Raw genomic sequence first — 20,233 nt, 5'->3', positions numbered from 1 at the left:
CGAACCCTTCTAACGTGTGAACAGAGTATTACAAAGAGCTTAATGGCCGCGGGCGGGCGCGGGATCCGGGATGGGTCAGGACGGGATGGCAGGGCAAGTTCGGCAACGCATGTTCATGCGACGGACCGGCAGGGTCCTTGCCGTGACGCGTCTGGTGCTGGCGATCGTGTTCCTGCTCGCGGTGGTGGTCGAGCCGACGCAGCCGGCGCGCGCCGCCCTGGCCGGGCTGGCCCTGCTCAGCGCCTACATGGCGCTTGCCGCGGCGCAGGTGGCGATCGCCTGGCGCAGCTGGTGGTTCGACCTGCGCCTTGCCCGCATCGCCCACCTGGTGGACATCTGCGCGTTCGTCGCCGGGGTCTATTTCACCGAGACCAACAACAGCGATTTTTCCAGCCCGTTCATGGCCTTCGCGGCGTTTCTTCTGGTCAGCGCGAACTTGCGCTGGGGCTGGAAGGGGATCGCCGCCACCGCGCTGGCGCTGCTTTTCGCCAACAGCGTGGCGGGCGCCGTGCTCTACATGCTGCACTTCGATCTCGATCTCTACCGGTTCAGCCGGCGCATCGTCTACATGCTGGTGCTGTCGATCGTGATGGTCTGGCTGAGCAGCGACAACCTCCTCGCCCAGGCGATCGCGCTGGCCGATCCCGGCGGCGATCCCGGCGAGCGGCGCGGGCGCGTGCTGACCGCGGCGATGGCGCAAGCGCGCCAGGCGCTCGGCGCCCGGGGCGTGGCGGTGGCGCTGTTGCGCAACGAGGAACCGCTGGTCGAGATCTTCCAGGACGATGGCACCGCGACCCACGCGATGGCGGCGCCCGGCGACTTGTCCGACGCGCTTGCCGCCGGGCACCCGGCAACCCTGTTCGACCTGCGGCGCGGCCGCCGCATAGAGCTTGCCCGCGGCGAAGGCTTCGTCGCCCGGACCGGCCCGGTGTCGATGCCGCTCGCCCGGCGCTGCAACACCGACGAGGGCATTTCCTGCGCCTTTTCCACCGCGAGCGGCCCGGCCGAGCTGCTGGTCTGGGGCATGCGCGACATCACCGTCGACGACATGCCGCTGGTCGAGGCCTTCGCCCGCGAGATCGGCCTTGCCCTCGACCGCGAGGAAATGGCCCTGCTGGCGCAGCAGGCGGCCGTCTCGGGCATCCGCAACGCGCTCGCCCGCGACCTCCACGACAGCGTCGCGCAGTTCCTTGCCGGCACGCTGTTCCGGATCGAGGCGCTGCGTCGCTGGATCCGCGAGGGCAACGACCCCGAAGGCGAGATCGACGCGATCAAGCAGGCGCTGCGCCGCGAGCAGGTGCAGTTGCGCGGCCTGATCGACCGCCTGCGCAAGGGCGAGGACGGCGACCGCCGCACCGACCTTGCCGAGGAGCTCGACGCGCTGCTCGTCGAGCTTGCCCACCACTGGCACATCGCGACCCGGCTCGATGCCGCAGTGCGACCGCTGCCGGTGTCGATCGAGCTTGCCTATGAACTGCGCCAGCTGGTGCGCGAGGGAGTTGCCAATGCGGTACGCCACGGGCATTGCTCGAGCGTGACCGTTTCGATTGCCGGAGAGGCCGAGGCGCTGCGCCTGCGCATCCACGACGATGGAGCCGGTTTCCCCAAGGGCCCCGTCCCGCTGCGGCCGCGCTCGATCAGCGAGCGGGTCGAAGCGCTCGGCGGCCAGCTCCTGATCGCGGACGCATCCAGGGGCGTCACGCTCGACATTTCACTGCCTGCAAGGATGGCCGCATGATTCCCGTACTCGTAGCCGATGACCATGGTTTCATCCGCGCCGGCGTCGAAGCCGTGCTGCGCGGCACGCCGTTCCAGATCGTCGCGGCCACCGCGAGCGGCGAGGAAACCCTCGCCGCGATCGAGACGCACGATCCGGCGATCGTGCTGCTCGACATCAACATGCCGGGAATGAACGGGGTCGAGGCGCTCGAAGTGCTGCGTTCGCGCGGCGACCGCCGGCCGATCGTGCTGCTCACCGCCGAAATCAACGACCGCCAGCTGCTGTCGGTGATGCGCGCGGGGGTCGACGGCATCGTCTCGAAGGACGGCGCCGAGGACGAGCTGGTCGATGTGCTCGAGAAGGTCCACGGCGGGCAGAAGGCGATCGCGCCGATCTTCCTCCAGCGCGCGCTCGATCTCTCGCTCAGCCCCCAGGCGGGCCCGCTCGACCGGCTCAACCCGCGCGAGCGCAAGATCGCCCGGCTCGTCGCGCGCGGCATGCGCAATCGCGACATCGGGGCCGAGCTCAACATCGGCGAAGGCACGGTCAAGGTCTATCTCCACGCGATGTACCAGAAGCTGGGCATCGAGAACCGCACCGAGCTGGCGCTGCTCGCCATCAACGATCCCGGAGATTGAACGGGGGCGACTGAACGGGGCCGACTGGGGGCGCGGCCGAACCGGCTGCCGCTTCGTTGCCGGCGCTCTCAGGAGAGTCACGTAACAGCGGGCTAACCGAATCCTCGCGCCCTGCGTCCTAACACCGGCCCACCATGGCCATGACCAACGCCGAGCGGCAGCGCCGCTATCGCCAGAGGCTGAAAGCCCGCGCATCCGGGGCCGCGCTGCCCGAACAGGCGCGCGACGCGGTCGAGCGCGCGATCGTCGCGCTCTGGGCGTTTCACGAACGCCCCTCGCCGCAAGGACTTGTCTGGTCCGATATCGACGGTTGCACCACGATCGACCAGTACCGCTCCGACCTCGAGCGCAACCCCGGCAACCTGATCCAGGCCTGCCGCGCCTTCCTCCCCGATTTCGTCGGCCTGACGCCCGAGGAAGCCCAGGCGGTCGCCACGGTGATCGCGCTGGCCGATGCGCTGCGGCTTGCCCCGCCGCGCACGATGAACCTGCCCCGCGCCGCCTGACGCGGCGCGCGCGCGCGGGCACGCCCCATAGCGTGCGAATCGCTGCCCACCGCGTCGCGTCGCGCCACCGCGTCGCGCCGCCCGTCGTTCGATTGACAAGCCTTTCGCCATTGCGCCACTGGTCATATCGCGGTGACGGGTCCATGGAGGGTCCGTTGCGCACCAGATTGTCGGACGAACCGGCAAGGCCGAGACCGAGTCCGGAGACAGGGGATGAACAGAGCGAGGCTCGTCCGCCGGGCGCTGGTCCGGCAGCGCGGCACTGCCGAGCAGATGCTGCTGGTCGTCCTGCTGATCGCCCTGCCCACCGCGTTGCGCGCGCTGGTCGACCAAGGCACCAGCTCGCTGCCGTTCCTGACCTACTGGCCGAGCATCCTGATCGGCGCGCTGCTGCTCGACACGCGCTATGCGGTGATGCTCTCGTGCCTTGCCGCGGTTGTGTCGCAGCGGCTGTTCGGCGGCGGCGCGTGGTTCGCCACGATCGACCCGGTGCGCATCGCCTTCTTCGTCATGTTCTGCTTCTCGGCCGGCCTGATCCTCGGGACGGGGGCCTCGCTGCGCTGCGCGGTGCGCGAGCTCGATGCGCTCCACCTCCAGGCCGAAGGGTTCAACCGCGAGCTGCGGCACCGCGTGCGCAACATGCTGACGATCGTCCAGGCGCTCGCCTCGCGCGGGCCCAAGGCGGAGAACCCGCTTGATTTCTATCGCGAATTCTCCAGCCGACTCGAAGGGCTGGCGCAGGCCAGCGACCTCCTGCGCATCGGCACCGAGACCGAGGGCCGCCTGCCCGAGATCGCCGAGCGCACGCTGACCCCGTTCGGCAAGGACCACCGGTTGCGCATCGCGGGCGAGCCCTGCTTCCTGCCCGACGCTTCGTGCATTCCGCTGATCATGGCGCTCCACGAACTCGCCACCAACGCGATCAAGCACGGCGCCTGGTCCGACGAGCGGGGCCTCGTCGAACTGAGCTGGTTCCTCGCGGTCGACGGGCGCAGCCTCTACATCCTGTGGAAGGAACAGGGTGGGCCGCCGGTTTCGCCGCGCAACCGCGAAGGCATCGGCACGCGGCTGCTGACGCCCCAGCCCGGGCTCGATGCGGTCGAACTCAACTTCGATCGCCGCGGCGTGTGGTGCGAGATCATGATCGAGGGCGCGCGCCTGGTCGACGAAGGCGCAGCCCCGCGCCGGCCGCCCCCGACCCGCTGACGTCAGCGCAACGGTTCGTCATTCCAGCGCAACATTCCCGCGCGAGGCGCGCCTGCCGGGATCGTCCTTGCGACCGCAACCCGATTGCTTTAGCCCGGCAAAAACAAAGGAAGTCCGAGACCGTGGATCGGCAGGTTCTTAACTTATTCATAAGCCGGTATCGCGGGGGCCTGGTCCTCGTCGCCGTGGCCAGCGTGCTGCTCAACGTGCTGGTCTTCGCAGGCTCGGCCTACATGATGCTGGTCTACGATTCGGTGCTGCCGAGCCGCTCGATCCCGACGCTGATCGGCCTGTTCGTGATGCTGGTGCTGGTCTATGCGTTCCAGGCAATCTTCGAGGCGATCCGCAGCGAAGCGCTGCTCGGCGTCGCCAACGGCGTCCACGACGACCTGTTCGAAGCGGTCCACTACGCCACCGTCACCCGCCCCTTGCGCAACGGCCCGGAAAAGGGCGACGGCCTGCAGTTCACCCGCGACCTCGATTCGATCCACACCTTCCTCGCAGGCCAGGGGCCGATCGCGCTGATCGACCTGCCGTGGGTCATCATGTTCCTGATCGTGCTCACCTCGCTGCACTGGTGGCTGGGCCTGACCGCGCTGTTCGGGGTGGTGGTGATGACCGCGCTGGCGCTGGTCTCCAACCGCCGCACGATGGCCGGCTCGCGTGAGCTTGCCAACATCACCGGCCGCCGCTCGGCCGCGGCGCTTGCCGAGATCCGCTTTGCCGAGAGCGCGCTGGCGATGGGCATGCAGGAGCGGCTCGTCGCGCGCACCTCGGGCTGGGAAGACAGCTTCATCGGCGCGCAGTCGTACCTCTCGCGCACCGTCGCGCGGCTCGGCGGGGCGAGCCGCATGTTCCGCATGTTGCTGCAATCGCTGATCCTTTCGGTCGGCGCGCTGCTGGTGATCGACGGCAAGGCGAGCGGCGGCGTGATCCTCGCCTCCTCGGTGCTGTCGGGCCGCGCGCTCGCGCCGGTCGACCAGGCGATCGCCAACTGGCGCGGCCTCGTCGCCGCGCGCGCCGGCTGGAGCCGCGTGGTCCAGGCGGTCTCGGCCTATCGCAAGCCGCCGCCGCGCGAAGTCCAGCTCAGCCGCCCTTCGGGCGAGCTTTCCCTGCGCGACGTCTGGGTGGCGCCGCCCGGCACCCAGCGCTTCACCGTCTCGGGCGTTTCGCTCCAGCTCACCCCCGGCCAGGCGCTCGCGATCATCGGGCCGAGCGCGGCGGGCAAGACCTCGCTGGTGCGCGCGATCCTCGGCATCTGGCGCCCCCAGCGCGGCGAAATCCGCCTCGACGGCGCCACGCTCGACCAGTGGGACGCCGAAACGCTCGGCAGCTTCTTCGGCTACGTGCCCCAGATCGTCGACCTGATGGACGGCACGATCGGCCAGAACATCGCCCGCTTCGATCCCGACGCGACCTCCGAAGGCGTCGTCGCCGCGGCCAAGGCGGCGGGCGTGCACGAGCTGATCCTGTCGATGCCCGATGGCTACGAATCCCCGGTCTCGGCCGGCGGGATCGAGCTTTCGGCCGGCCAGCGCCAGCGCGTCGGCCTTGCCCGCGCGCTTTACGGCAATCCCTTCCTGCTGGTGCTCGACGAAGCCAACTCGAACCTCGACGCCGCGGGCGACGCCGCGCTCGCCCAGGCGGTGATGGCCATGCGCCAGCGCGGCGGCATCGTCATCATGATCACCCACCGCCCGGCGACACTCGGCCCCGCCACCCACGTCGCGCTGATGCAGGGCGGCCGCATCGCCGACTTCGGCGAGCGCGACGCGGTGCTCGCCCGCCTGCAGCAGGGCGCCGATGCCTCGCGCATCCAGCCCGGCGGCAACGCGGCGGCCCATGCCGCGGCGTCCGGAGTTTCCGCATGAACGCCCAGCTTCCCACCGATCCCGCCCGCATGCTCTTGCCCGTGCTGTGGGAGGACGGCGCCGAGAAGGCGGCGCAGCCGGTCCTGCTGCGGCGCCTGCTGATGGCGGTCGGCGGCCTGTTCGTGGTGCTGTTCGTGCTCGCCGCGGTCGTGCCGATCGGCGGCGCGGTGATCGGCGGCGGCCAGGTCGGCGTCGAAAGCCGGGTCAAGCGCATCGCCCACCCGACCGGCGGGGTGATCGACGCGATCCTTGTCCACAACGGCGAGCACGTCAGGGAAGGCCAGCTCCTGCTGCGTCTCGACGACCGCGTCACCGGCACCGATGCCTCGCTATCGAACCTCACCGTCGAGCAGCTGCTCGCCCAGCGCGCCCGGCTCGAGGCCGAGCGGCTCGGCGAAGGCGGCATCCGCTTCCCGCCCGAGCTGACCGGCGCCAACACCGACAGCGCGCGCAAGGCGATGGCAGACGAGGAAAAGCTGTTCCGCCTGCGCCAGGTCGAGGAAGGCCAGATCCGCGCCCAGCTCGCCGCCCGCGTCCAGCAGTACAACCAGGAGATCCGCGGGCTCGAGGCGCAGATCGCGGCCTTGCGCGAACAGCGCCGGCTGATCGAGCCCGAGCGCCAGGGCGTCAAGGACCTGTGGGACAAGCAGCTGGTCACGATCAACCGCCTGAACCAGCTCGAACGCACCGCGGTCGATCTCGAAGGCAACGTCGGTTCGCTCCAGTCGCAGATCGCCCAGGCCCGCGCCCGCATCACCGAGGCGCAGGAGCAGTCGATCCAGCTCGCCCAGACCCGTCGCGTCCAGGCCGGCACCGACCTCGCCCAGGTCAACACCGCGCTCAACCAGCAGCAGGTCCGCTCGGTCGCCGCGACCGACCAGAAGGAGCGCACCGAGATCCGCGCGCCCTATTCGGGCACGGTCGAGAAGATCGCCTTCGCCGCGATCGGCGACGTGATCCGCCCGGCCGAGCCGATCATGGAGATCGTGCCCGACAAGGACGTCTTCGTGGTCGAGGCGATGATCAGCCCGGCCGACATCGACCAGGTGATCCAGGGCCAGCACGCCCGCGTCCGCTTCACCGCCTTCAACCACGCCGCCACCCCCGAAATTCCGGGCAAGGTGGTCTACGTCGCGACCGACCGCAGCGAGAACCCCGAGGCCAAGGCCTCGTACTACATGGTCCGCATCGCGGTCGAACAGGACAAGGTCCGCAAGGAAGGGCTCGACCTCAAGAGCGGGATGCCCGCCGAAGTCTACATCGAGACCGGCGAGCGCTCGATGCTGTCGTACCTGACCAAGCCCCTGCGCGACCAGTTCATGCGGGCCTTCAGGGACAATTGAAGAAGGGAACGAGGGCAATGCGGCCGAACATCCTGCTGCTTGCCGGAGCCGCGCTCTGGGCGGGTCCGCTCGCCGCGCAGGAGCAGGCGACGATGGGCCCGGCCGATCCGGCGCCCGCCGGGCCGCTGCTCTATGCCCCCGAGCTGGCCGGCGGCACGCCCGCCGACGTCGCCGAGGCGGCGCGCGCCGGAACGCCCGTCGCCGCGCTTCCCGACGCGCTCAAGCTCGCCTACTGGACCAGCCCGACCCTGCTCGCCCAGCGCGCGGCAGTGCGCAGCGTCGATTACCGCGTGCCCCAGGCGCGCGCCGCGTTCGGGCCGCGGCTCGATTTCCAGGTCGATTACGGCATCACCCGTTCGGGCACGCGCACGCCGGGCAACGGCTGGTCCGACGGCACCTATCGCAGCGCCACCGCCACCGCGATCCTCACCCAGCCGCTGTTCACCTTCGGCCGCAACGCCGCCGCCGAACGCTTCGCCATGGCCCAGCTCGGCTACCAGCGCCAGGTCATGCGCTCGACCGAGCAGCAGGCCATGCTCGATGCAATCTCGGCCTATGTCGGGCTGCTGCGCGACCGCGCCAGCGTCGACATCGCGCGCGACAACCTCGACACGCTCGAACGCGAGCTGTCCGACAACCGCGCCCGGCTCAAGCGCCGCGAGGTGACCTCGACCGACGTCGAGCAGGTCGAGACCCGCGTCGAACTCGGCCGCGCCCAGGTCTACACCGCGCAGCGCGACGCCGCCGCGAGCGAGGCGACCTTCCTGCGCATGATCGGCGCGCCCGCCGGGGCGCTCGCCGCGCCCAACCCGCTGCGCCTGCCGGTCGAGACGCTCGAGGCCGCCTACGCCTATGCCGAAGGCCACAACCCGGTGCTGATCGCCGCGACCGAGCGCGAGAAGGTCAGCCGCGCCAGCCTCGAATCCGCCAAGGCCGACCTGATGCCGCGCGTCGACCTCAAGGGCCAGGCCGACTATACCAATTCGTGGAGCCCGCCGAGCTTCTTCAACCAGACCGGCCGGCAGGACCAGCGCAGCGTCGCCGGCCAGGTCGTGCTGTCGGGCCCGATCTACGAAAGCGGGCTGCGCCAGGCCCGCGTTGGCGAGGCCATCGCCGCCAACGATGCCGACTGGCGGCTGATCGACGCCTCGCTGCGCGAAAACCGCGCCACGCTCGCCGCGGCCTGGGACGACTGGACCGCGCAGACCGCCGCGATCGAACGCTTCGCCGGCGCGGTCGAATCCGCCCGCCGCGCCTACGACGGGGCGCTGCTCCAGGAAAAGGCGGGCCTGCGCACCACGCTCGACGTGCTCGACCTCGCCCGCGAACTGCTGCTCGCGCGCAGCAACTACAACAGCGCCATCGCCAGCTCCTATGTCGCCAAGGCGCGCGTGCTCGCCGCGATGGGCGCGCTGGAACAGGGCTGGCTGCTGCCCGACGAGCCGCGCTACGATCCGGCCACGCACTTCGACAAGGTGAAGCGCCGCGGCGACGTGCCGCTGCTCACGCCGCTGCTGCGCGAAATCGACCGCCTGCCGCTCGGCAGCGGCTCGGCGCGCGCCTTGCGCGATCCCGCCGCCCCGCGCACCGCCGCCCCGGTCGCGCTCGACCCGGTCAAGGAACTGCCGGTTCCCTGAATCATCGACTGGCAGATCCCAGACGCATCACCGAGCGCTGGTCGCGAGCGCGCGTCACCTCTCATCACGGAGACAACTTGTCCTGGACCGCGAGCCGGTAGCCCACGCCCGGTTCGTTGCGCAGCGCCGACTGGCCCTGCCCGGCGTCCTCGAGCTTGCGCCGGATGCCGCGCGCCGCGACGCGCAAGTATTCGACGTCGTCCTCGTGCCCCGGCCCCCAGATCTCGCGCAGCAATTGCGCATGGGTCAGCACCTTACCGCTGTGCGCCGCCAGCAGCGCAAGCAGCGCGTATTCCTTCGGCGCTAGGTGGACCTCCTCTCCCCCCCGCGTCACCCGCCGCGCGACGAGGTCGATCGCGCATTCGCGGGCGAAATGCACCACGCTCGTCGCCGCCGCGGGCGCGACGCGGTGGCGCAGCGCGGTGCGCACCCGCGCCAGCACTTCGGCGGGGTCGAAGGGCTTGGTCACATAGTCGTCCGCGCCGAGATCGAGCGCGGCGACCTTCTCCGCCACCGCGTCGCGCGCCGAGACCACCACCACCGCCGCGCCCGCGCGCTTGAGCAGCGGCACCAGCTCGAGCCCGTCGCGGTCGGGCAGGCCGAGGTCGAGCAGCACCAGCGCATGGCCGCCGGCATGGTGCGCGGCGATCGCGGTGCGGGCATCGCCGGCCTCGTCCACCGCATAGCCCGCGCCGCGCAGCGCGCCCGCCAGCAGCGCGCGGATGGAGGCCTCGTCGTCGACCACCAGCACCTGCGGCAGCGCGCTCATGCCATGTCCTCCACCGCGCGCAGCAGCGCCGGCGCAAAGCGCAGCACGAACCGCGCGCCCGGCCCGTCGGCGCGATTTCCGGCGCTCGCCTCCACCCCCATCGCCTCGGCAAAGCCGCGCACGATGGCAAGGCCGAGCCCGGTCCCGCCCACCCGGTCCGACCCTTCGAGCCGCTCGAACTGGCCGAACACCCGCGCCTCGCTGCCCGGCGGCAGCCCGGGTCCGCGATCGAGCACGGCGAGTTCGACGGCGCCGTCGCCGGTCCGCGCCGCCGCGATCGCCACGTCCCGGCCGCCGCCGTGGCGCAGCGCATTGTCGATCAGGTTGATCAGGCAGTGGTGCAGCAGCCGCGCATCGGCCATGACCAGCGGCAGGTCGTCGCCCACGCGCACCGCCACGGCCAGCGCGCCGCTGTCGCGGCCGAGATCGGCGAGCGCCGCGGCCACCGCCTCGCCGAGGTCGACCGCCTCGCGCAGGCCGGCGACCGATCCGCTCTCGATCCGTACCATGTCGAGCAGGTTGGCGACGAAGCGCTCGAGCCGCTCGGCCGCCGCGCGGGCCTGGGCGAGCGAGGCGCCCGCCTGCCCCGCCTCGAGCGCGTGGAGGCTGGCGAGCAGCGTCGTCAGCGGCGTGCGCAGGTCGTGGCCGAGCGAGGACAGCAGCGCCCCGCGCAGCGCGTCGCGCTCCTGCACCCGGCCGAGCGCGATCATCTCGTCCTCGGCGACGATCCGCGCGTGGGCGAGGCTCGCCTGGTCGATCAGGCTGGCGAGCAGCGGCAGCCGCTCGGTGCGCAGCGGGGTCGTCGCATCGGGCCGGGCGAGGCCGACCGTGGCGACCGCCTGCGCCCCGGCGAGCACCGGGTGGAACAGCCATTCGGAGGCGGTCGGCACCGGCGCGCCGGGTCCGGCGGCGCGCGCGTTGTCGAGGCTCCACTGCGCCGAGACCCGCTCGAGCAGGTCGAGCTGCGCCAGCGGCGGGGCCGCGGCGGCGAGCCGCGCGTGGCCCTCGGCATCGGCCTCGCACACCACCACGCGCACCCCGAAACGCCGCGCCAGCTCGGCGGCGAGCACCTGCCACAGCTCGTCGCGACGGGTCACCCCCATCAGCACCCGGGCAAAGCCGGCGAGCGCCGCCTCGCGGCTCGCCTCGTCCTGCGCCGCGCGCGCCTGCCGCCGCACCTTGGCCGCCATCTGGCTGGCGACGATCGCCACGCCGAGCAGCACCAGCACGGTGATCGCATGGCTCGGATCGCGGATCGCGAAGGTCAGCACTGGCGGGATGAAGAAGAAGTTGTAGGCGAGCGAGGAGACGAGCCCCGTGGCGATGCCGGTGACGAGGCCGTGCCGCGTCGCCGCGAACATCACCGGCACCAGGTAGAGCAGGCCGATGTCGGCGATATTGCCCCGCTCGACCAGCAGCCCGCCCAGCAGCGTCATCAGCGCGACCAGCGCGAAGGCGGCGACATAGCCCTCGGCGCTGCCCAGCGGCGCAGGATCGGAAGAAACGGTTTCACGCGCCATGCGCCAACGCCATAGCCGCTGCCGCACGCGATGGGGAGAGGGTCGCTGCCCGAGGCGTCACCCATCCGCGAGCGCAGCCCGCCGTCCGCCCCCACCCCCCGCATAAACATCGCGTAAAGACGCGTGAACCGTGCGCCGGGCGGGGGCATCGGGGCGTCATGTCCCAGACCCTCACGCTCGATTCCGCACCCTCGTCAGACGCCGCGACCGCTGCCAGCCCGGGCGGCGATCACCCTGGCGCCCACCCCCGCGAAAGCCTTGCGACGCTCGCGATCGGGGCGATCGGGGTGGTGTTCGGCGATATCGGCACCAGCCCGCTCTATGCGCTCAAGGAGAGCTTCATCGGCGCGCACCCGCTGACCGTCGACCCGGCGCACATCTACGGCGTGCTGTCGCTGATGTTCTGGACGATGACGCTGGTGGTCACGATCAAGTACGTCTTCGTGATCCTGCGCGCCGACAACAAGGGCGAAGGCGGCAGCCTCGCGCTGATGGCGCTGATCGGGCGCAAGCTCGGCGAAGGCGGCAGCGTGCGCTGGCTTTCGGCGATCACCACGATGGGGCTGGTCGCGACCGCGCTGTTCTATGGCGATGCGATCATCACCCCGGCGGTCTCGGTGCTCTCGGCGGTCGAGGGGCTGCAGGTCGCGGCGCCGGGCGCGGCGCGCTACGTGCTGCCGATCGCGATCACCATCATTGTCGGCCTGTTCGCGATCCAGTCGCGCGGGACTGCGGCGGTCGGCCGCCTGTTCGGCCCGGTGATGGTGGTCTATTTCCTCGTCCTTGCCGTGCTCGGGGGCATCCAGATCGCGCAGGCGCCGCAGGTCCTCGCCGCGCTCAATCCGTTGTATGCGGTGAACTTCTTCCTGCTCGATCCCGCGCTCGCCTTCCTCGCGCTCGGCTCGGTGGTGCTCGCCGTCACCGGGGCCGAGGCGCTCTATGCCGACATGGGCCATTTCGGCCGCCGCGCGATCAGCCTTGCCTGGCTTTGGTGCGCGTTTCCCTGCCTGCTGATCAACTACCTCGGCCAGTCGGCGCTGCTGCTGCGCCAGCCGGCAGCGGTCGAGAACCCGTTCTTCCTGATGGCGCCCGAAGCGCTGCGCCTGCCGCTGGTGGTGCTGGCGACGCTCGCCACGATCATCGCCAGCCAGGCGGTGATCTCGGGCGCCTATTCGGTGACGCAGCAGGCGATCCAGCTCGGCTTCCTGCCGCGCCTCGCCATCCGCCACACCAGCGAGAAGGCGGCCGGGCAGATCTACGTGCCGCTGGTCAACTGGCTGCTGCTTGCGCTCGTCATCCTGCTGGTCATGGGCTTCCGCTCGTCGGGCGCGCTCGCCGCCGCCTACGGCATCGCGGTCACCGGCACGATGTTCATCACCGCCTGCATGACCGGGGTGCTGACGATCCGGGTGTGGAAGTGGCCGCGCCTCGCCGCCGGGCTGCTCACCGCGGTGTTCCTCGTCGTCGACGGCGCCTACTTCGCCTCGAACGCGACCAAGGTGCCCGATGGCGGCTGGTTCCCGCTGCTCGTCGCCGGCATCTGCTTCTTCGTGCTCACCACCTGGGCGCGCGGGCGGCAGATCATGCGCGAGCGCCTCGCGGAGGATTCGATGCCGTTCGAGCTGTTCCTCGCGAGCGTCCCGAACAGGGTCAAGCGCGTCGCCGGGACCTCGGTGTTCCTCGCCGCGAGCGCCGAGGGCATTCCGCCCGCGCTGCTCCACAACCTCAAGCACAACCACGTGCTCCACGAACGCGTGGTCGTGCTGACGATGGTGACCGAGGCGGTGCCGCACGTCGCGCCCGCGGCGCGCGCCGGGATCACCGACCTCGGCCACGGCTTCTACCGGATGGTGGTGCGGCTGGGCTTCATGGACGAGGCCGACCTGCCCGCCGAGCTCGCGCGCGAGAGCCGCGCGGGCGGCCCGTTCCGGCCGATGGAGACGAGCTGGTTCCTCTCGCGCCAGACGCTGATCGCGTCGAACCGGCCGGGGCGCGGATCGGGCATGGCGATCTGGCGCGAGGCGTTCTTCGCCTGGATGGTGCGCAATGCCTCGTCGGCGATGCAGTTCTTCCACCTGCCGACCAACCGGGTGATCGAACTGGGCAGCCAGCTCGAGATCTGAGCGGCCCGGAAGGGGCGGCGCGGGATGCGTCGATTCACCCTGCGCAGCGCTCCCCTTACGGCAAATGCGCATTGGAGATTCGACTTCGCTTCAATTATTTGGCATAAGCGTGGGGCTGGTCAGCAGCGTAGGACACGATGGCAAGACGGGGTCGGACAGTAACCGTGGGCGCACGCAAGCGGCGGGGCCTCGTCGAGAGCACCGAGTGGGCGCGTGCGCGCCTTTCCCGCTGCCTGCAGATGGCCTACCCGATCCAGCCGGTGCCCCAGGCCTTCGACGACCTCGCCTACGCCATCGAGAACGAGGAAATCACCCGGCTGCTGCGCGAGATCGAGGATCTCGAGAGCGATCGTCTCGACCGTCTCGGCCGGGTGCTGTCGCGGCACCACTGCAACGACAACTGAAGCTCCGTTCCGCGCTTGACCTGCGCCCCGGCTTGCCCGATCCGGATTTAACCAATCGGTTGAAACGGAACGGGAGACGCGCGTGAAACTGGCCGGCATCCGGGTGCTCGACCTGTCGAGCTTCATTCCCGGCCCCTACCTCACCCTCGCCATGGCCGACCACGGCGCCGAGGTGATCAAGGTCGAGGCGCCGGGCGGCGACCACACCCGCCACATCGGCCTGTCCGACGGGGCCGAGACCGTCTATTTCCGCGCCTTCAACCGCGGCAAGAAGAGCGTGGTGCTCAACCTCAAGGACGAGGCCGACCGCGCCGCCTTCCTCGCGCTGGTGGACACGGCGGACGTCGTCGTCGAATCCAGCCGCCCGGGCGTCGCGGCGCGGCTCGGCATCGATTACGCGACGCTTTCGGCGCGCAATCCGCGCATCGTCTACTGCGCGATCAGCGCCTTCGGCCAGGACGGCCCGCTGGCGAAGCGCCCGGCGCACGACCTCGCGCTCGAGGCGATGACCGGCGTGCTCGGCGCAACGCTGGGGGCCGACGGCAAGCCCGCCATGCCCGGCATCCCGGTCTCGGACTACCTCTCGGCGCTGCAGGGCCTTGCGGGCGTGCTGATGGCGCTGCTGGCGCGCGAAAAGACCGGCCTTGGCGACTTCATCGACATTGCGATGCAGGAGGCGCTGCTCTCGGCGACCTCGAACGTGATGGGCCCGGCGCTCGCCGAAGGGCGCCAGCCGGTGATCGCGCACGAGCGGACCACGGGCGGCGGCGCGTTCTACCGCTGGTACGCATGCGGCGACGGGCGGATGCTGGCGATCGCGGGGCAGGAGACCAAGTTCATCGCGGCGCTGCTCGGCCATCTCGACCGGCTCGACCTCGCGCCGCTGTGCAAGGAGCCGGGGCCGCACCAGCAGCCGGTGGTCGACCTGCTCGCCGCCATGTTCGCGACGATGACGCTGGGCGAGGCGGGCGCGCTGCTCGACCGGCTCGACGTGTGCTGGGGCCCGGTCAAGACCTACCCCGAGGCGCTCGAGGACGAACAGGTCGCCGCGCGCGGCTTCGTCCTCACCGATGCGGAGGGCCGCCGCCACATCGGGGCGCCGATCCGCTTCGCCCGCGAACCCGCGCAGCCCGACCTGCACGCCCCGGCGCTGGGCGAGCATCAGGATCTGTGTCACACGCCTGCCACGCGACCGTGAAAGGGCGCGCGCTTGCTCTCCCCAAAGGAACCTCGCTTGATCCGCACCGCTCTTGCCGCCGCCGCGCTGGCGCTCGCCTCGACCGCCGCCGCCGCCGCCGCCGCCCCGGCGATGCCGCTGCCCGGCCAGAGCAACGGCGCCGAAGACCCGGTCCGCGCCGAAGGCGGCTGGCGCAGCGCGGACCTGGTCGCGCCCGCCGGCAAGAGCGACCGCATCTACGGCCCGGCCGACGCCGACCTCACGCTGATCGTCTGGCTCGATCCCGAGTGCCCGTACTGCAAGCAGTTCGGCAATACCGGCGAGCGGCTGGTCGACAGCGCGAACGGCAAGCTCAACCTCGTCGTGCGGCTGCTGCCGCTACCCTTCCACGGCGAGCCCGCGATGGCCGCGTCGGTCGCCTCGTTGTGCGTTGCCGACCAGGCGGGCGCGGCGGGCTTCTATCGCTTCCTTGACGCCTACCTCGCGATGACCGCGACCAACGGGCGCGGCATCCCGGCGCGGATGGGCGGGGGCGCGGACCCGGTGCTGAGCCTCGCCGTCGCCTCGGGCGCGAGCGATACCGAAGCCCTGCGCGCCTGCCGCCGCTCGGCCGACACGCTGCGCCGGGTGAGCGCCGAGACCGCGGCGGGCGAAGCCGCGGGCGTGGGCGGCACGCCGTCGGTGGCGATCCGCAACAACCGCAGCGGGACAAGCGTGATGGCCGACGGCGCGATCCCCGAGGACGACATCAAGGCCGCGGTCAACTGGCTCGCCGCACATCCGGCCGCGCCTGATGCCGAAACCAGGCGGCTGTAATCGCACGGCGAAGCAAGTTGCGCCGAGACGAGCGTGAAGTTACGCTCGGGAAAAGCCGCGCGAACACCTTGCGCGGCAACGCGGGGAGACTGTCATGGCCATCGTCAATTCCGGCGCCAGCATCGGCGAGACCTGGAGCAACGTGCTCGACGCCGAAGTCGTCGCCGATTTCCAGTTCGGCCAGACCGCCGCGCCCGCGCTGCTCGACAAGGGCGGCCAGCTGGCCTTCACCTTCGGCGCCGACCAGATCGTGTTCAGCGCGCTCAACACCTTCACCCTCGCCCCGCCGGCCGGCACGATCGCCGGGTTCGAAAGCGCCGACACGGTGGCGAGCGGCCTGTCGGTCGGCCTCGCCGAGTTCTTCGCGATGGTCCGCGACGGCGATGTCGATGCGCTCAACGCCGTGGTCTGGGCGGGCGCCGACACGATCAACGGCGGCGCCAGCGACGACCTGATCCGCGGCTTCGGCGGCGGCGACACGCTGTTCGGCAACGACGGCAACGACTCGCTGCTGGGCGACGGCGGCTCGGACCGGCTCTATGGCGGCAACGGCAACGACGTGCTTTCGGGCGGGGCCAACGCCGACCGCCTGCAGGGCCAGGTCGGCAACGACCGGCTGAGCGGCGGCTCGGGCAACGACCAGCTGACCGGCGGCGCCGGCTTCGACCGCATGGTCGGCGGCAGCGGCGCGGACACCTTCCTGTGGAAGGCGACCAGCGAGTTCGCCGGGCGCCTGCCCAACGCCAGCTTCGCGGTCGACATCGTGCTCGACTTCAGCCATGCCGACGGCGACCGGCTCGACGTCTCGGGCGTCGACGCCAACGACGGGCTGGCGGGCAACCAGACCTTCGCCTTCATCGGCAGCGACCCCTTCGCCGCCGACGCCGCCGGCCAGATCCGCGTCGCCGCGACCGACAACGCCAACGTGTTCCTGGTCCAGCTCAACACCGACACCGACGCCCAGGCCGAAGCGAGCTTCCTCGTCGTCAGCCCGGCCGGCGCGCCGGTCGCCGCCGACTTCGTGCTCTGACGCCGCTGCCGGCGATTTCCGTTCCGTCCCCGTTCCTGTCGTCCCCGTCGTCCGCCCCGGAGCGCGGCGGCGGGGTTGACGGGGTTTACACGGTCCCAGCGACTTGAATTCGACCGGCCCGGGAAGGTCCGTCGGGATGGCCGCGATCGCGCCTTCCGCCTGCGCACGATCCGCGTCATCGTCCCCGGCGTCGGCGGCGACCTCCTGCTCGTCCGCGACATTCTCGTCGTCCCGATCCTCTTCGTCGTCCTCCTCGTAGTCCTCCTCGTAGTCCTCTTCGTAGTCCTCTTCGTCCTCGACGATGGGCTCGCCGGCGAGGAGCGCGTCGATGCGGGCGAGCGCGCGGGTGCGGCCGGCGTGCCAGTCCGCCTCGGCGGCGGCGACGGCGGCCTGCGAATGGATCTCCAGCGCGGTCTCGTAGACCTCGTCCTGGTCGGGCTTCTCCACTTCGGCGAATTCGGGCAGGCTGAGCACGCGGATCAGCAGCTCGGTATCGACCCCGCGCAGATCCTCGGGGAACTGGCGACAGGCCGCGCGCCACGCCGCCTCGCGCGTTTCGGCGAGCGTGCGCACCGGGGTATCGGCCGAGGCGGCGCCGGCGGCGAGCTTGCCGACATAGACGTCGAAATCGGCGGCGATCGCGCGGACCTGCGCGCGCCGCTCGCCGGGCATGCGCGCGGCCTGGGCATCGAGCCGGGCGACGTGGGCGAGCAGCAGGCGATTGTCGAAGCGCACGCGCGTGGCGACGACCTCGCCGCGATGGAACACCTGCTCGGCCGTGCCGAACAGCGCGCGGTCGGCAAGCACCTGCCCCGCATGTTCGGCGGCATGGAGCAGCGCGGCGTCCCAGCCGGCGGCGAAGGCGCGGTCGCGCCGCCGGGCGATATAGGCGCTGGTCGGCGACGTCCCCGCCGCGCGCGCGGCGAGCCGGGCATTGCCGTGCTCGGCGAGCGCGAGCAGGAACAGCGCGCGCTTTTCCGCGGTGAAGGCGTGAGGGTTGACGGGCGCCGGACCGGCGACGTCGGCATCTGCAACCGGGCGCGCCGCCAACGAGGGATCGGCAAGGCCCGGCGCTTCTGCCGCCGGAAGGCGCGCAGGCAGCAGCGGATCGTTCGGCAGCGGATCGTTGGGCAGGCCGATGTCCCGGCCGGCGGGAATCCAGCCGCGCCCGAAGGCGCTGGACGGGGCGACATCACCCAGGGCGGAAGCGGACATGGCGGCACTCCTGTTGGAACAAAACAGGAATATCTAGGCCGGAAGGGGGGCTGTAGGAAAGGGGATGATATCGAGCAGCGTCCCAAGCAATTCGGCGCGCAGAAGCACCTGACATGAGAGCCTTTTTGCCGGTCGAGGCAACGCGGCATTAATGGTTAACACGCAGCGGCGTTAAGACCGCAGACGACCTGCTAGCGCGGCCCGACACGGGATTTCCGATAAGTATATGATTTGAATATATTTATTGCGTTACAGGTGCGGCACGTTCGTGAAAGTCGTTAACCAGTGACAACGATTGCGGAATTTCGCAACGCGTTCATAAGTGCCACGTCCCCGGCGGATAAGCCCAGCGCGGAATTACACAAATGTTTCAGTTTGATAGTAGCCGCAAGTTTGTTCCAGAACATAGCGACGAGTCCGCGCGTTCCTCCGCCTTTGCGCTCCCTGGCACGTCGTGTCCACGCGCGAGGGTGGTTCACTTCGGCGATAGCGTTGCCGAGGCCAAGCTCACGTGGTTGCAACTGGTGGGCCTGCCATTCGACCGCCGCAAGATTTCCGAAGCCTACGTAACCGATCTTGGCAGCAGTGGCGATCCGTTCGACATCCTGCTGGTTTCGGGCGGCGATCAAGTGCGCATCCGCAGGTTCCTGCGGATCAACAAGCCGCTGCTGAACGGCAAGTTGAAAATTGCGCTGATGCCAAGCTCGAAGCCGCGCGACCGGGCACTGCTGCTGAGCGCCGGGTTCGACGACGTGTTCGATTTGAAGATGAACACGCTCGAGGCCCGGATGCGCGCCTGCGCGATGAGCGAGCGGATGGGCGCGTCAACGCCAATGCGGGTGCGCGACGTGGCCTGACGTCGCGCCTGCCAAAGCATCCCCTTCCCTGCAATCCGATCAGCGGCGCCCCTGCGACAGCGGGGTGTGCCTCCACGCGCGTAGATCCGCGTGCGCCTTTTTTGAAGGACAACCCCGATGAATTTCGGCCACGCGCCGACCCGCGAAGAGGAACAAGTGGCGAAGGCGGAGCATAAGCTGCGCCACCCGCAACAGTATTATTGTTCGTACCTGTCCGAGCTCGCCAGGCTGTGCGAGAGCACGGGGAAGGACGACGCCGCTCCGGTCGTCCACTCGGTGCTCGAGGCGATCGGCGCGGTCTTCGACCGCCATGTCAGCAAGGGCTGGTCGCGGCGAGCCACCGCGGCGCAGCGCATGCTCCGCGCCGGCGCGCTGGAAAGCGCGGTGCTGCATGTCATACCGCCCGAGTTCCGGCTCGATTTCTGCACCATCGGCGGTCACGGCGAATTCGTTGCCAAAGTGGTGCAGCCCGACGCCCGGCCGGGCTTCTCGGTCGGCGCCAACCGACCGGGCATGGCCTGGATGGCAGCGCTGCTGCGAGCGGCAGCGAACAAGATCGGTCACGACGATGCGCAGTGAGACTCCGGCTGACACCGCTTGCAGTCCCCGCGAACCGATCCGCGATGGCATCTTCGCCGCCGGGCTGCACCTACTCGCACTGGCCCTGTCAAGGAAGCGCTTCCGCAAGTTGCGCTGCTTCGTGGACATGTGCCGCTATGACTACCATGTTCCGCGCCGTGGCTTTCCGCAGCGTCCACGCTGGATGGGGAGCGGCTTTCGTGGCGTCTGCCGATATTGCGGGACAACCATCTACCTATCCAGCTACCTTCCCGAGCGCGAACGCAAGCAATGGAGCGCCCTGGAACCCGAGTTGATCCCGATGCTCGGCGGCAAGCGCTTCGGCCGCCAGCGGCCCGCGCCGTACCCGTTCGCGGTGGCAGCGATGATTCCGAAGCGCGTGCAGCATCAGGCGGCGCGAGCAGCAGGAGCGACCGCGACGGAGCGGGAACGACAGGACTGACTGCGCCGGCGCCTCGTTCACCTCGGCGGGGTCAGAGCGTGCCCGAGACGCCGATGATGGCGCAGGCGAGGGTGAGGAGAGCGAGGCGGGGCCAGGAGGCGGGTTCGCCGGCCACGAAGACCGCGATCAGGATCACCACCAGCGGCACGGTCGCGGCAAGGAGCGGCATGAGCAGGCTGAGCGGGCCGCCGCCGCGGATCAGCGTCGCGAGCGCCCAGAGCGAGACGGCGTAGGTGAGCGCGCAGGCCGCGCTCCAGCCGGGGTGGGTGAAGGCCGCGGTCCGGCCGAGCATCAGCGAGCCGGCGACCTGGCCCGCCGCGCAGACGACGAACAGCGTGACGACGCGCGCGGTGAGCGCTTCCATGGCAATCCCCTTCCCC

19 protein-coding genes are annotated in these 20,233 nt (G+C 70.4%); 16 read left to right on the top strand and 3 right to left on the bottom strand.

The window, feature by feature from the left end; all coding sequences use genetic code 11:
* Nucleotides 1-142 precede the first annotated feature (142 nt).
* From K3A85_RS07555 to K3A85_RS07525, 7 genes are all read left to right on the top strand, one after another.
* Complete coding sequence (locus tag K3A85_RS07555) at nt 143-1,738, top strand: sensor histidine kinase (RefSeq protein ID WP_225205851.1); 1,596 nt, start codon at nt 143-145, stop codon at nt 1,736-1,738.
* Entirely contained in the window at nt 1,735-2,358 is a 624-nt protein-coding gene (locus K3A85_RS07550; protein WP_225205850.1) for a response regulator, read from the top strand. The genes K3A85_RS07555 and K3A85_RS07550 overlap by 4 nt, the downstream gene beginning before the upstream one ends.
* Before the next feature lie 134 nt (nt 2,359-2,492).
* A complete protein-coding gene (locus K3A85_RS07545) occupies nt 2,493-2,864 on the top strand; it encodes a hypothetical protein (RefSeq protein ID WP_225205849.1) in 372 nt (123 codons plus the stop codon).
* A 213-nt stretch (nt 2,865-3,077) separates the two neighbouring features.
* Nucleotides 3,078-4,070, top strand: a complete 993-nt coding sequence (locus K3A85_RS07540) for a sensor histidine kinase (RefSeq protein WP_225205848.1) — start codon at nt 3,078-3,080, stop codon at nt 4,068-4,070.
* A 185-nt stretch (nt 4,071-4,255) separates the two neighbouring features.
* On the top strand, nt 4,256-5,941 hold the full coding sequence (locus K3A85_RS07535; RefSeq protein WP_404822901.1) for a type I secretion system permease/ATPase: 1,686 nt from the start codon (nt 4,256-4,258) through the stop codon (nt 5,939-5,941).
* A complete protein-coding gene (locus K3A85_RS07530; RefSeq protein ID WP_225205846.1) occupies nt 5,938-7,284 on the top strand; it encodes an HlyD family type I secretion periplasmic adaptor subunit in 1,347 nt (448 codons plus the stop codon). Before K3A85_RS07535 ends, K3A85_RS07530 begins: the two co-directional genes overlap by 4 nt.
* A 17-nt stretch (nt 7,285-7,301) precedes the next feature.
* Nucleotides 7,302-8,921 carry a TolC family outer membrane protein gene (locus tag K3A85_RS07525; RefSeq protein WP_225205845.1) on the top strand — a complete coding sequence of 540 codons (1,620 nt, stop codon included), beginning with the start codon at nt 7,302-7,304 and terminating at the stop codon, nt 8,919-8,921.
* Nucleotides 8,922-8,985: 64 nt separating this feature from the next.
* Here the strand turns inward: K3A85_RS07525 and K3A85_RS07520 are convergent, their stop codons facing one another.
* Entirely contained in the window at nt 8,986-9,690 is a 705-nt protein-coding gene (locus tag K3A85_RS07520) for a response regulator transcription factor (RefSeq protein ID WP_225205844.1), read from the bottom strand.
* Nucleotides 9,687-11,210, bottom strand: a complete 1,524-nt coding sequence (locus tag K3A85_RS07515; protein WP_225205843.1) for a DUF4118 domain-containing protein — start codon at nt 11,208-11,210, stop codon at nt 9,687-9,689. Before K3A85_RS07515 ends, K3A85_RS07520 begins: the two co-directional genes overlap by 4 nt.
* 158 nt (nt 11,211-11,368) lie before the next feature.
* Between K3A85_RS07515 and K3A85_RS07510 the strand changes: the two genes are divergently transcribed.
* From K3A85_RS07510 to K3A85_RS07470, 9 genes are all read left to right on the top strand, one after another.
* Nucleotides 11,369-13,333 carry a potassium transporter Kup gene (locus K3A85_RS07510; RefSeq protein WP_225205842.1) on the top strand — a complete coding sequence of 655 codons (1,965 nt, stop codon included), beginning with the start codon at nt 11,369-11,371 and terminating at the stop codon, nt 13,331-13,333.
* Between the two features lie 239 nt (nt 13,334-13,572).
* Nucleotides 13,573-13,737, top strand: a complete 165-nt coding sequence (locus tag K3A85_RS07505; RefSeq protein WP_225205841.1) for a hypothetical protein — start codon at nt 13,573-13,575, stop codon at nt 13,735-13,737.
* Nucleotides 13,738-13,819: 82 nt separating this feature from the next.
* Nucleotides 13,820-14,935: a CaiB/BaiF CoA transferase family protein gene (locus tag K3A85_RS07500; protein ID WP_225205840.1), complete on the top strand. Its 1,116-nt coding sequence runs from the start codon at nt 13,820-13,822 to the stop codon at nt 14,933-14,935.
* 36 nt (nt 14,936-14,971) lie between these two features.
* A complete protein-coding gene (locus K3A85_RS07495) occupies nt 14,972-15,730 on the top strand; it encodes a DsbA family protein (protein WP_225205839.1) in 759 nt (252 codons plus the stop codon).
* Between the two features lie 94 nt (nt 15,731-15,824).
* Nucleotides 15,825-16,760 carry a calcium-binding protein gene (locus K3A85_RS07490; protein WP_225205838.1) on the top strand — a complete coding sequence of 312 codons (936 nt, stop codon included), beginning with the start codon at nt 15,825-15,827 and terminating at the stop codon, nt 16,758-16,760.
* 75 nt (nt 16,761-16,835) lie between these two features.
* Entirely contained in the window at nt 16,836-18,092 is a 1,257-nt protein-coding gene (locus K3A85_RS07485) for a hypothetical protein (RefSeq protein WP_225205837.1), read from the top strand.
* Between the two features lie 353 nt (nt 18,093-18,445).
* Complete coding sequence (locus K3A85_RS07480) at nt 18,446-18,832, top strand: hypothetical protein (protein WP_225205836.1); 387 nt, start codon at nt 18,446-18,448, stop codon at nt 18,830-18,832.
* A 117-nt stretch (nt 18,833-18,949) separates the two neighbouring features.
* The gene (locus tag K3A85_RS07475; protein ID WP_225205835.1) at nt 18,950-19,411 is read left to right on the top strand and encodes a hypothetical protein; all 462 of its coding nucleotides are present in this window, start codon (nt 18,950-18,952) and stop codon (nt 19,409-19,411) included.
* Entirely contained in the window at nt 19,401-19,853 is a 453-nt protein-coding gene (locus K3A85_RS07470) for a hypothetical protein (protein WP_225205834.1), read from the top strand. Before K3A85_RS07475 ends, K3A85_RS07470 begins: the two co-directional genes overlap by 11 nt.
* Before the next feature lie 31 nt (nt 19,854-19,884).
* Here the strand turns inward: K3A85_RS07470 and K3A85_RS07465 are convergent, their stop codons facing one another.
* Entirely contained in the window at nt 19,885-20,217 is a 333-nt protein-coding gene (locus K3A85_RS07465) for a hypothetical protein (RefSeq protein ID WP_225205833.1), read from the bottom strand.
* Between the last annotated feature and the right edge of the window lie 16 nt (nt 20,218-20,233).

The sequence above is a fragment of the Novosphingobium huizhouense genome (assembly GCF_020179475.1).
GTDB classification, from domain to species: Bacteria; Pseudomonadota; Alphaproteobacteria; order Sphingomonadales; family Sphingomonadaceae; genus Novosphingobium; species Novosphingobium huizhouense.
Note: the sequence above shows the minus strand (reverse complement) of the source record. Positions and strands in the feature narration are given on the sequence as shown.